This is a genomic window from Kordia sp., from assembly GCF_965283645.1.
Taxonomy (GTDB): Bacteria; Bacteroidota; Bacteroidia; order Flavobacteriales; family Flavobacteriaceae; genus Kordia.
In genome coordinates, this window is record NZ_CBDIPG010000001.1 from 628,757 (window position 1) to 643,341 (window position 14,585).

The 14,585-nt window shown below is 32.5% G+C and carries 2 protein-coding genes; both read right to left on the reverse strand.

Features of this window, described 5'->3' with window-relative positions; translation table 11 throughout:
- Positions 1-111 precede the first annotated feature (111 nt).
- Entirely contained in the window at positions 112-7,971 is a 7,860-nt protein-coding gene (locus ACQ654_RS02660; RefSeq protein WP_430408766.1) for an amino acid adenylation domain-containing protein, read from the reverse strand.
- 35 nt (positions 7,972-8,006) lie between these two features.
- Positions 8,007-14,519 (reverse strand): amino acid adenylation domain-containing protein, encoded by a 6,513-nt coding sequence (locus ACQ654_RS02665; protein ID WP_430408767.1) that lies wholly within the window; start codon positions 14,517-14,519, stop codon positions 8,007-8,009.
- Positions 14,520-14,585: the final 66 nt, after the last annotated feature.

The following is a 14,585-nucleotide window of genomic DNA, read 5'->3' on the forward strand; positions in this document are numbered from 1 at the left end:
TAAATTTGGTTAATAAATTCCCTTAAGCAGATAGTCAGTTTTTTTATCTGTTTTTTATAAATATCTCATCGAAATGAGGTTTTTTCTTTGTGTATGTGCGGTGCTTCTTCCCTACTCAATACTATTGATCACTTTCTTAGTTTGAAGTGTATTGAGACGTTTTTGCGGTGTTTGCAGTATGCTTTGCAATAAGCTTTCAAATGTTTCTGGGTTGTAATTTGATTGTACAATCGAATCTACTTTGCTGTATTGTATGTGAATTCCGTTTGTGTACAGTGTACTTTTTATGTCTATCGGAAATTGTTGAGTTCGGAATTCTGTTGTTGTTGTATTTGACAATGTTTCGTCTAAAAATAGCGTTGTTTCATTACTATTAACAATTCCAATTGTATACATATCTAGTGATTTCCCTATTGCTTTTTCAATGTGTCTGTATGGTACTTCTTGGTGTTTTCTTCCAGCTATGTAGATTTCTTGAATGTTTTGGATATTTGCCAAAATTGTCTCGTTTTCATCTAATTGAATTCCTAATGGAATTACTGAAGAAAATTGTCCAATTGCATCTCCTAAGTTGTATTCAAATAGTTGTACGTCTCTACCATTCAGTGTATTGTTGAAAATAAATGCCGTTTTTCTACTCGATAGGTATTGATCTATATACGCAACTGCTTGTATAAACACACCCATACTTAGTTGCTGTTGCTGTACAAATAGATTGATAGCGTTGTAAGTATTTCCAGAAATGTAATACGATGCAACAGTTATATGTTGCGCTTCACTTTTTGGTGTAAATGGTTTCGATATTTTCGAAATTGTAGTATTCAGTTGTGCTTTCAGAAAAGAAAGTTTCTCCGCAAAGGCTGTTGATTCAATGAATGCTTTTTGTAATTTTTGATAGGTTTGATATCCTTCTTTTAGCGTTTTTGAACTCGCTTGCAAGTTTGTGTATGCGTTTTCGATATATTTTTTTAGTAATTGATTTGAATAATCGTCCGTTACCGCATGATGCATTGTAAATTGTATTGCCGCATGGTTTGCATCTTTACACACATGAATTTTCATTACTTCACCTTTGTCTATAGCTAGCGGTAATTTTCGTTCTGCTTCAAGCTTTTCAGCTACTTTTGCTTGCTCCTGAGCTAAGTTTCCAAAAGTGTCAACAATGATTGTTGGACTAAATTGTTTTGCATCAATTGGAAGTTGGCATAATTCTCCATCTTCATTTAACTTAAATTGCATGCGCACTGATGGAAATTCAGTATACAATTGGTGTACAACTTTTTCAAACTGATTTGTGTCAAAATTCTCAAGAATAATTACAAAACTTCCAATGGCATGTCTGTAGCTATTATTTGCTCCAAAGTATTGTTTTTGTTGTTCCGAAAGTGGAATTGACACTGTGTAATCATCATCTGAAATGATTGTTTTATATGCATTAGATGATGTTTTCTTGGTGATATGTGTTGCCAACTCTGCCAATTTTGGAGTTTTCAGCACTTGAACAATGTCCAATTGATATCCGCGTGCGCTAAGTTTCGTTGAGAGTTGAATTGCATTGAGCGAGTTTCCGCCTAATTCAAAGAAACTATCGTATTTTCCAATTTGATTTACTTGCAATATACTTTCACAAATTTCTACTACTATTTTTTCAATTTCTGTAGTTGGCGCTATGTATTCATTTTTAATTACATCTTCACTTCCAACAGTTGGTAATTTTTTATAATCTATTTTACCATTTGGTGTCAACGGAATCGTTTCTACTTGAACAAAATAACTTGGCACCATATAATCTGGTAATTTTGCCGCTATTGTTGTTCGTAAAGTTTGTTTGTTAATTTTATCATTAGAAACTACATATGCTACAATTACTTCTTGATTGTTTACTTCATTTACGCATACGACTGCTTGTTGTAGATTTTCTTGTGCATTTATAATAGCGTGTTCTATTTCGCCCAATTCTATTCGCAAGCCGCGTACTTTAACTTGTGTATCTTTTCTTCCTGAAAATTCAATGAATCCGTCAGTTGTCCAACGTGCTAAATCGCCTGTTCTGTACAATCGTTGTGTTTCATCATGAGGATTTACCATGAATTTTTCGGCTGTCAATTCAGGTTGATTTAAATAACCTCTTGCTACTTGAATTCCTCCAATACATAATTCTCCAACGATTCCGACAGCTTGTTGATTTAAGAATTTATCTAAAATATAAATGTTCGTATTCGCCACTGGTTTTCCAATCGATACTTTCTCTGGAACTTCTCCTTCCAAAACAATATCACAAAAAGTTGCATGAATCGCAGCTTCAGTTGGTCCGTACAAATTATACAACTTTGTGTTGGTAAAGCATTCTTTAAATTGCTGAATGTGATGTGGTTTTAAGGCTTCTCCACTACAAATAACTTGTTTTAAACTTGGACAATCTCCTTTTTCTAGTTCTGACAAAAACATTGCTAACATGGACGGTACAAAATGTATCGTTGTAATTAATTTGCTATTTATGATCTTTTTTAAATATCTATTGTCTTTATGACCTTCTGGTTTTGCGAATACTAATTTTACTCCTGTAATTAATGGTATAAATAATTCCCAAACTGAAACATCAAAACTGTAGGTTGTTTTTTGTAACACGACATCTTTTTCCGTGAGATTGTAACAGCTTTTTCCATATTGCAAGCTATTGATTACAGCATCATGCTGATTCATTACCCCTTTGGGTTTTCCCGTAGATCCTGATGTATATATTACATACATTAAATTCTCTGGTGTTAGGCTAACTTCAGGATTATGAGTGTTAATAGTTACTTCCGCAGTAGCATCAACTACTACTGTAGTATGATTTGCAATCCTTAATTTTGTTACGTGTTCTTGCGTTGTAAGTACTACGGGAGTTTTGGTATCGTCCAAAATATAATTAATTCTATCCATTGGATAAGAAGGATCAATAGGAACATATGCACCACCAGCTTTTAGGATTCCCATCAAGCCAATCATCATTTCTAACGATCTGTCCATACAGATTCCTACCAATGTTTCTTGTTGAATCCCTTGTGTTTTTAAATGATGTGCTAATTGGTTTGCTCTTTTGTTTAGTTCATGATATGTAAGCGAGGTATTTTCAAATTCGATCGCAATAGAATTTGGTGTTTTTAATACTTGTACTTCAAATAAATCAACTACAGTTTCTGTTGCTATATCTTCTTTTTTTGTTGCGTTGAATGATTCTAATTCCGCTATTTTATTTTTTACTGTGAGTATGTTTGTGTCTTTTACTAAAGCTTCTGGCGTATGAATTATTTTGTGGAATATGTGATTAAAGTAGGCAACAAAATTGGTCAGTGTTGTTGCTGATTTTAAATTTCTTTTTAGTTTAAAAGAACCGTTTAATTCTTCACCTGTAACACTCATTGAAAAGTCAAAGAAAGAGTTTGTATTTTCAAATGATTTCAGATTCATTTTTGGAGCTTCCGAAGTGTTTTTCTCTTTCTTTGCTTCCGCTTTCGCAACTACCATGTCATTATAAACATGGAAATTAACAAAGTTGAATATGATATCAAAAAATGAATTATTTGTGATGTCTTTGTGTCCTACAATCGTACTAATGTCTTGTATTGATAATCGATCCGTAGCATTTAACGCATCTAAATTTTGATGTACATTTTGTAAAAATTCTTTCCATGACCATTCATTATTTTCTAGTTGCATTCGGAAAGGAATCGTATTTAGGAAACAGCCTATAACTTTATCGCCATCTTCTTGCGCAGGTCTGTTATTTGTTACCAATCCAATGGTGATATCAGTTCCGTATTGTATCGTATTTAGTGCGTATAAGTAGGCTCCGAGAAATAACGTTCGTAATGTAATACCGAGTTCTTGCGTTACTTTTTTTACTTGTGCGTATGTATAGTTTGTAAATCTTTCTTCTACAACTACATACATTTTTTCTTCAGTGAATAAATCTAAGCGTTCAAAACCATTTAAATAGTTTTTCCAAAATGTATGATTTTCTTTGTTTTCTTTTCCAATTAACGAAGCAACAATGGCTTTTTTATTGGTCATTTGTAAAGGTTGCAATTCAATAGCGATTCCTGAACTCAGTTTTTCACAGATGGAACTTAATTCCGCATTAAGCGACGCCAAACTCCAACCGTCAATGATGGCATGATGGCATTGGAATACATACACCATTGTATCGTGATTGATTTTGAAAATTTTTGCTCTCCACAATGGCGCTTGATCTATTATAAATTTGTTATTTTTTTCTGCTTGTAAATAGGCGCCTATATGTTCTTCCTGTGCAGCTGTTGTTAATGCTGTACAATCTTCATATCCAAGATGAGCTGTCGATATAGTTTTGTGTACTACTTGCAACCCATATTCAAAGTCTGTTATATTAAATGTGGTTCTTAAAGTTTCATGCTTTATTGTAAGTAATTGTATTGCTTGCTTAAAAATTTCAAAATCAACTACAGGTATTGTATATAGCATTTGATCATGGTATATGTTTCCAACATTACCTTTGTAATACTCGAATACCATTCCTATTTGTATATCACTCATTGGATATACATCTTCAATGTTTTCACTAGTACCTGTTTGCGACATGAAGTCTGCCTTGATCATTGCAATTTTTGATGTAATTTTTTCTCTTATTGCAATTCTATTTGCCTGATCTTCTTCGGCTTTGTCAATAAATTTTGCAAGATTTGCAACTGTAGGATATTCGTATACTTGACTTAGTTTTACTTCTCTTTGGAATTCTTTTTTGATTTGAGATATTAAACGAATTAAAATGATAGAATCGCCACCGATTAAGAAGAAATCATCTTCAACACTTATTTGTGCCAAGTGTAATAATTCTTTCCAAATATGTATCAAACGTTCTTCCGTTTCATTTCGCGGAGCGATGTAATCTTCTTTGGAAACGTCTACCAATTCTAACAGTATGTTTCTGTCCAGTTTTCCATTGTGATTTACAGGAAGTTTTTCTATTTGCAAAAAGATTCCTGGAACCATATAGTTTGGCAATTTTTCTTTTAGATATACTTTTAGCTGATCTAAATCAATTGTTTCGTCAGATACTACAAAAGCAATTAATACGGCATGTCCTTGTTCTAATGTTTTTACGAGTAATGCAACACTTTTTATGGTTGAATATTCCTTTATTGCATTTTCTATTTCGCCTAATTCTATACGATAACCTCTTATTTTTACTTGATTGTCTATGCGACCTAAATACTCCATTTCTCCATTGTGAAGTAATCGTACTTTATCGCCAGATCTGTATAGTTTTTCTGCTGGTTTGAATGGATTTTGAATAAAACGTTGACTTGTCAATTCAGGACGATTTAGGTAACCTCTTGCAACTCCTGCGCCACCAACATATAATTCGCCAATAATTCCTATAGGAACTAAGTTTTTTTCTTGATCGAATACATAACTCGTTAAGGTTGGAATTGCCGTTCCTATGTTACTAATATTTTGGTTGATTTCCTTTTGAGTAATTTCTTTATACGTAACATGTACAGTTGTTTCTGTAATTCCGTACATATTGATAAGCTTTACGTTTGGATATCTTAGATTCCAGTTTTTTAGATTTCCAGGACTTAACGCTTCTCCTCCAAATATTACATAACGAAGGTATAAGTTTTTACTTTGTTTTTCAGTTTCTATCCAAATTAGATTGTAGAATGATGAAGGCGTTTGGTTTAAAACAGTTACTTTTTCTTTTACTAATAAATCTATAAATAGATTGGTGTCTTTTGCTGTTTCAAAAGGAGCAACTACGAGTTTTCCACCAAATAATAAAGCACCATACATTTCCCAAACAGAGAAATCAAAACAATACGAGTGAAATAGAATCCAAACATCTTTTTCGTCAAAATTGAATAGCTCTTTTTCATTTTTAAATAATCGAACTACATTTTCATGCTCAATTAATGTTCCTTTAGGATTTCCTGTGGTTCCTGAAGTGTATATTACGTAAGCTAAGTTTTGTGGTGTGTTTTGTTTGGCTAAGTTTTTTACAGTGTAGTTTTCGGCTACAGCCATAAATTTTTCTAACTCATTTTGATCAAGTACAACTTTACAGTTGCTATCTTTTGTCATATATGCCACACGATCAGCAGGATAGTTTGGATCTATCGGAACATACGCGCCTCCAGATTTTAAGACCGCTAATAACGTAATGACCATCCATTCCGAACGTTCGAGTAATACGCCAACTAAATCATCTGATTGAATGTTGAATTCATTTCTTAGATATTCAGCTAATTGGTTTGATTTTGCATTTACTTCGGCATACGTCAATTGTGTATTTTTAAAAACTAATGCAATGTTATTTGGTGTTTTTGCAACTTGCGCTTCAAATAAGTCTACAATTGTTTTTTCTTTCGGATACGCAACGTCTACTTCGTTAAACTCATATAATAATTTGTGTTTTTCTTGTTGTGTAACAATGTCTATTTGTTGTACTTCTTGTTGTGCATTATCTGCAATTGTAGTCAATATTTGCTTAAAATGATTGCACATTCTTTCAATAGTTTCTTGCTTAAAAAGACTTTTTAGGTATTCAATAGAAACCACCAAACCTGAGGCAGTTTCTTTGATGTTGAATGTAAGATCGAACTGCGCGAATGTATCGTTGAAAACAAATTCATCATATTGATCAACTGAAATTTCTATTTCGGCTGGAGCTGTTTGATTTTGAAACGCAAATAATACATCAAAGAGTAAAGATCGACTTTGACTTCTTTCTTTAGAAATACTGTCTACTACTTTTTCAAACGGCGTGTCTTGGTGTTTGTATACTTCTAATAATTCTGTGTTTACATTTTTTGTAAATTCAATAAATGAACTTTTTGCAGGAATTTGAGATCGCAATACCACCGTATTTACAAAGAATCCTATGAGTTTTTCTAAGCTTTTGTGTCCTCTGTTTGCAACTGGAGTTCCGATACAAATATCTTCTTGTCCTGTATATTTATAGAGTAATACTTTTAATGATGCTAGCAATAAAGAGAATAGCGTAATTTGTTCTGAAGCTACTATTTTATTGAGTTCTTTTGTGGTTTCATTCGTTATTAGAAACGAAATAGAACGTCCTTCAATTTCTTTTATTGCTGGTCGATTGTAATCTAATGGCAACTCTAACGCAACACTATTTTCTAAGTATTTTTTCCAAAAGTTTAGTTTTCCTTCTAATACTTCTCCTTGTAATTGTTCTCGTTGCCAAACTGCATAATCTGCATACTGAATTGCTAATTGTGGTAAGTTTGAAGGTTGATTGGATAGTTTTGCTTGATAACTCTGAAATAGTTCTTTATTTAAAATACTCATAGACCAGCCATCAGTAGCAATATGATGCAATACAATAACGAGTGTGTATTCTTCTACAGTATCAATTACAACGGCACGCAACATATAATCTTTGTCTAGCGCAAATGGTTTACTAATAAACTGCTGTGTAATAGTTTCTGTAGTATTTTCTGTCGCTATAATATGCTCCAAATTCCATGCTACTTCTGATTGAATTTCTTGAAAAGCATTTCCATTTTCTATTTTAATGATGGTTCGTAATATTTCATGTCGTTGCATGATTTCGCGAAAAGCATCTTGTAATACGTTTGTATTTAAATCTTTGGTAAATTTAGAAATTGCATGAATATGATATTCTTGACTTCCGCCCATTTGATCTATAAAATGCAAGCGTTCTTGAGAAAATGATAACGGAATTTCTTTTGTAACAGTACGATCTAGCTTAGAAATTTCACCGCTAAGCATTCCTTTTTCATGCTCTTGCTGATTCTTTAACAATCTAAATATCTGCTCTTTATGATTTCTAATATCATCAATTAAGTTTGCATTAGGCTTTACTCCTTTAATCACTTTATATTGAAGTCGGTTGTCTCCTATAAATAAAGAAACACCTTCTTTAGCAGCCGCATTTATGAGTTGAATAATCTCAGTATTCATGGTATTGGTTTTATGTTTTTTGAATAAAGTGTTGTTTACAGTTCAAAGATTTCGTAATTGTCTTCTTCTACTTCTTCCTTGGAGATTTTTATAGAAACCATGTAATCGGAAATGTTTTCGATGGTCATTAACTTGAAATACACATCAATTGGAATACTGATTTCGAATGCTTCTTGAATAGTTGTAATCGCTTTTAAGACTAGTAATGAGTTTCCGCCTAATTCAAAAAAGCTATCCTTTATTCCTATTTGCTCCACATTGAGAAGTGTTTGCCAAATTTTTACTAACTTTTCTTCGTCTTCGCTTCTTGGCGCTACATATTCTTTTTTGATGATGTCTTCTTCTGAAATACTTGGCAATGCTTTTCTATCTATTTTACCATTGAATGTCGTTGGAAATTCTTCTAAAATGACATAATAGTTTGGAACCATATATTCTGGTAATCTTTTAGCAAGTGCATCTTTTATTTGAGTTTTTTTAACATCACTTTTTGCTACAATATATGCTACTATTGATTTTTCATCGTTTACTTCTCTGATATCAATGATGGCATGTTTTACATTTTCTGTTTGATGTAATACTTGCTCTATTTCTTCTATTTCAATACGATGACCTCTTACTTTTACTTGATTGTCTCTTCGTCCGATGAATATGACATTTCCATCTGGCAACCATTTTCCTAAATCTCCAGTTCGGTATAAAAGTGTTCCTTTTTTAAATGGATTTTCTATAAATTTTTCTGCTGTCAATTCTGGTCGGTTTAAGTATCCTCTACCCAATCCAACTCCACCAATGCATATTTCTCCAATAACACCTGGCGCTTGTAATTGTAAGTTTTTGGATAAAATATACACTTCAACGTTTGCCATTGGCTTTCCTATCGGAATGACTTTTTCTGCTTCATATTGCCCGTTAAACTCAAATACAGTAGCAGTTACTGTAGTTTCTGTTGGTCCGTATTCATTAAAAAATCGAGTGTGTCCATTTATTTTTTGAGCCAACGCGTACGGAAAATATTCGCCTCCAGTGACAACTCTTTTTATGGTTGGACATGTTTCTAAACCTTCTAACTGATTTAAATAACTTGGTGGTCCAGGAATATGTGTCAATCCTCTTTCCAGAATTCTTGCTTTTAATAACGACGGATCATAAATGAATCCTTCAGGAGCCAATTCAACGGTTGCGCCATTTAACAAGACTAAAAATAGTTGCTCTACAGATGCATCAAATGCATGATTGATCATCAATATAGATTTGTCTTCGCTTGTAAAATCTAAAGTTTTGGTTAAATCCTCTATCAAGTTTATGACTGAACGATGTTCAATCAATACGCCTTTCGGTTTTCCAGTAGAACCAGAAGTGTAGATTATGTATGCTAAGTTACCTGAGGTCAATGCTGTCTTTGGCAACGTTTCATCAACATCGTTTGTTGCAAAGAATGTTGCTAAGAAATCAGGATCAATGATGATTTTACAATTGCTATCAGCTTCAATAAATGCAATTCGTTCTGCTGGATTTGTAGGATCAATTGGCACATATGCGCATCCTGTTTTTAACACAGCGAGAATTGTGATTATTAACCATTCGTCTCTTTCAAGTTTTATCCCTATAAAATCTTCAACAGCGATTTCTTTTTGTTGCAGTATGTAGTTTGCCAAACGATTTGATGCTGTGTCTAATTCCGCATACGTCATTTGTTCTTCTCTAAACCATAAAGCAACTTTGCTTGGGTTTGCTTGTACTTGACCGCTGAATACATCAACAATTGTTTTATCTTTTTGATACGGTGCAACAGTATTATTGAATGTTGTTAAAAGCGTTTCATTTGTCGTTTGAGTAAAGATTTCTTGATGATCAATTGTAGCTTCAACATTTTTACTCAGTATTGAAAGTATGCTTTCATAATTGTGTACAAATTCTTCGAGCTGTATTCCTGAGTTTAATTCTTTTTTCTGGCTGAATGTTGCCTTTAATTGATCGCCCGTAATTCCTACTGAAATACCAAAATCTATGTTTGTTCGTTCGTAAGAATTGAGTTCAATATCATTTCTCTCTACAGGTTTGCTTTCTTGTATTTCTGTCTCCTCTGAAACTTTCCCCATTTCCTTGTAGATATGGAAGTTTGTAAAGTTGAAACCAATGTTAAATATTTTACTCGTTGCCTTTGGATCTTCGCCAATAATGGCACTAATTTGCTGTAAAGAGATGCGATCTCTTGTTTTGAGTGCATCCAGGTTTTTCTGAATGTTGAGTAAATACGTTTTCCAAGTATCACCTTCTTGATTTGTTTGAACTCTAAACGGAACCGTGTTTAAAAAACAACCCAATATTTTTTCTCCATCTTCGCTAATAGGTCTGTTATTTGACACCAATCCGATAGTAATGTCAGTTTCATATGCCATAAGTTGCAATGCATATATGAACGAACCTAAGAAGACTGTTTTCAATGGAATTCCTAACGTACTTGCCATTTGCTTGATTGCTACTAAGTCTACATTTTGGAAAAATTCCTGATGGTTTTTATCTACAGAAGTTTCCGAAAGTATATTTAAGAGTTGATATTCTTCTAAATACGATTGCCAAAAGTTTGTGTTTTCAGGATTTTCTTGTTCTAGTAACGATTCTACAACGGCAACTTTATTGGTTCCTGCTAACGGTGTTGGAACGAAGTTTACATCTTGTTGCAGTTTCATACATATTTCATACAATTCTGTATTCAGCATTGCCAAACTCCAACCATCAATTATGGCATGGTGAAATTGAAACACATATACCATTGTGTTTTTTGTGAGTCTAAAGATTTTAGCTCTCCATAATGGCGCTTTATGTGGTATGAATTTGTCTTTTAACTCTTCTTGTAAAAACAATTCTATGTACTGTTCTTGCTCTTTTTGTGTTTGATTTGAAATATCTTCATACTGAACTGTCGCAGGAACTTCTTTGTAAACGATTTGGTAGTTTTCACTAAAATCCGTCATGTTAAATGCCGTTCTTAGTGTTTCATGCTTGGCTACAACTAGCTTGAAAGCTTTTTCAAAAATGTCAAATTCAATAAATGGAACTACATATACAAATTGATCATGATAGACGCTTTTATCTTGACTTTTGAAATATTCATAGATCATTCCTTCTTGAATATCACGCATTGGATATACATCTTCTATTGCAGTAGCATTTTCAAGTTTTGAAAGTACCGTTGCTTTTACAGCTGTTATTTCATTATTTTTAAGTAGTCTTTGCCTTTTGTGTTGATCTTCTTCTTCGGCAGTTTCGATGAATTTTGCTAAATCTTTTAAGATTGAATACTCGTATATGGTTTGTAAGTCTACCGTTTTTTGAAGTTGCTTTTTTAGTTGCGTCAACATTCGAATTAAAAGGATAGAATCGCCACCAATTAAAAAGAAATCATCTTCAATACTTACACGTTCCAATCCGAGTAATTCTTGCCAGATTTCAGCTAGTTTATGTTCTACAATTGTGGTTGGAGGAATGTATGTTCTTTCTGGTAATTCAAATTGTTCTAGCAATGCTTTTCTATCTAATTTACCACTATTACTCAACGGAAATGTTGCAACTTGTATAATTGCATTCGGGCTCATATATGCAGGGAGTTTTTCCTTTAGATGCGTTGTGATTAAAGTGGTATCTACTTCTCCATCTCCAATAACAAAAGCAATTAGTTGTGCGTGATTGTTTTTCCCTTTTTTAACCAATACTGCAGCTCTTTGAACCGTTGCAACTTCTTGAATTGCCGTTTCAATTTCGCCCAATTCTATTCGGTAACCTCTAATTTTTATTTGATTGTCTATACGACCAATGTATTCTATAGTTCCATCTGGCATCCATTTTGCCAAATCGCCCGTTTTATATAAACGTTGTTCTTCTTGAAAAGGATGTTTTATAAATTTTTCATCAGTTAATGATTCGCTATTTAGATAACCTCTTGCCAAACCATCTCCTCCAATACATAAATGACCAACAACACCTATAGGTTGCATTTGATTTTCTTCATTTAGAATGTATATATTTTCGTTTTGGAAAGGCTTTCCTATAGATAAATTTGTGCTCGATTTTATGTCTAAAAATGTACTCCAAATGGTTGTTTCTGTAGGGCCATACACATTTTTGATATTTAAATGTGCTATAAATTCTAAGTTGTCATATACTTCTTTTGGAAAGGCTTCTCCACCAATTAATAAATGTTTTAAAGAAGGAATTGCAGTTTTAGAAATCACATCTTTTAATTGTAACAATCGAGATGGAGTTATTTGTAAAACTTCAACATTGTTTTTGTTCAATTCCGCTACTAAATTTGTAGGTTCTACTAAATCCTTATCACCAATAACGACTAGCTTTTTTCCATGTGCTAAAGCACCAAATATTTCCAAAATGGAGATATCAAATACTGTATTTGTAGTAGCAGCCACACTTTTTCCATCTGTATAACCTAATTGATCTTCAATATTTAGTAAAAAGGACGCTAAATTTCTATGCTCTAACAATACTCCTTTTGGCTTTCCTGTAGAACCTGAAGTGTAAATTACATACGCTAAATTTTTAGCTGTTATTGTATTTTCAATCGTATTGGTTTTTGTGTAATTAGCTTGATTTTTAATGAAATCAGCTATAATTTCTTTGGTAACACAAACTTTATATCCTGTATCTTCTGCTATAAATTTTACTCTACTTTTAGGGTAGTTTAAGTCTAATGGCACATATGCTGCTCCAGATTTTAGAATTGCAAGTAATGTTATGATTAACCATTCTGTACGTTCTAACTGAACGCCAATTAAATCTTCTGTTTTAATTGAATAATTTTCTGTTAAGTAACTTGCTAGTTGATTCGATATTTCATCTAATTCTCGATATGTATAATGCTGTTCTTTATATGTTAATGCAATAGCTTCTGGACTATTTGCAACTTGTTTTTGAATTAAATCTAAAACAGTTATCGCTTCATCATAAGGCACTCTAGCTTTATTAAACTCGTGTTGTATTGTATGTGCTTCTTCTTCAGATACCAAATTAAACATATCTAATTTTTCATCAGCTAATGTTATAATTTTATGCAAAGCATATTTAAAATGATCACGAATCATTTTTATATGTGCTTCACTAATTAAATCACTATTGTACTGAAAATCAATGTTTAATTTTTCGTTTAAATCTGCTTGAATCGATAATGGATAGTTATTATTCTCTTTTACACTATACTTCTGAATTGTTAATGAATCTGCTGTTTTTTCACCATTAGATTTGTTAATAGGAAAGTTTCTGAAAACTAAAATAGAATCAAAAAAGTCATCATTAATTTTATTATATCTTTTTATTTCACTTATCGATGCATGTTGATATTCACGTGCTTTTACATGTCCTATTTGTAAAAATTGCAACCATGTTTTAATGGTTTGCGTTGTATCAATGGTTGCTCTAAATGGAATCGTATTGATGTATAACCCAACTTTCTTTTCATACTTTGCTTCTGCTGGTCTGCCAGAAACTGTCACTCCAAAAGCGACATCATTTTTAGTTGTATACGTTGCTAATAATAACGACCAAACTCCTTGAAGTAATGTATTTACGGTAATGTTTAGCTTTTTAGTAAATGCATTCAATTCATTTGTAAATGCAGCATCTATATGTATTGAAACTTCTTTAAATATACCTTTTCTGTGTTCTTCTTTTATTGCATTATTTACAAAAGGTACTAGTGTCGATTTTTCAAATCCATCAAAGTATGTTTGCCAAAATTCTTTTTCATCTTTCGGATCAATTGCTTTGATATGTTTTATGTAATCTTCAAACTTGTCTTCTCTTAATACTGGCGGAACTCTATGATTTTTGTATGCGTTATACGCTTGTAAAAATTCGCTCATTAGAATTTGTCCTGACCAACCGTCCCACAAAATATGATGCTTTGTCCAAATCATTCGAATTGCTTTAGCTCCTGTTTTTACCAAAGTCAATCGCATTAATGGCGGTTTTTTGAAATTGAATTCTTTTTTGCGTTCTTCAGTTACAACTTCTTGAAATTTTTCTTCTAATTCAGTTCCTGTATAGCTTGTAAAATCTAGTAAAGTATAAGTAAGTGGTGTTTCTTTATACACACATTGTACTGGAATACTTAATTGATCGTGGATAAATGATGTTCTTAATATCGTGTGGTTTTTAATTAGATATTCCCATGATTTCTGAAAAGCTTCTAAGTTTAATCCATCTGGAAATTCCATACTAAATTGTGTTTTGTATGTAGTTCCTTTAGGATTATATAAGCTATGAAATAAAATTCCTTCTTGCAGTGGACTCAACTCATATAAAGCTGAAATATCTTTTTTATTGATTTTACCATCATAAGTTACCGTTTCCGTTAAATGTGCTATCAACTTCGATTTATTATTTTTAATAAACGTAGGTATGGCAACATTTTTCTGGATCATAGAAATTTCACTTGGAGATAGTTTTCCGTTGGCTCCTTTTAGTAATAAAGAGTCACCTTGCACTTCCAATCTTAATCCTAATGTTGTTATTTTATTTATAAATTCATTCATAAATAATGTCTTATTGTAGTTGCTGTTTTTGGTTGTTTTCTAGTATATTGTAAGTTGAATGCAGTG

Excerpts from the sequence above, each read along its gene's own strand:
- ACQ654_RS02665 (WP_430408767.1), bottom strand. The coding sequence starts at position 14,519 with ATGAATGAATTTATAAATAAAATAACAACATTAGGATTAAGATTGGAA.
- ACQ654_RS02660 (WP_430408766.1), bottom strand. The coding sequence starts at position 7,971 with ATGAATACTGAGATTATTCAACTCATAAATGCGGCTGCTAAAGAAGGT.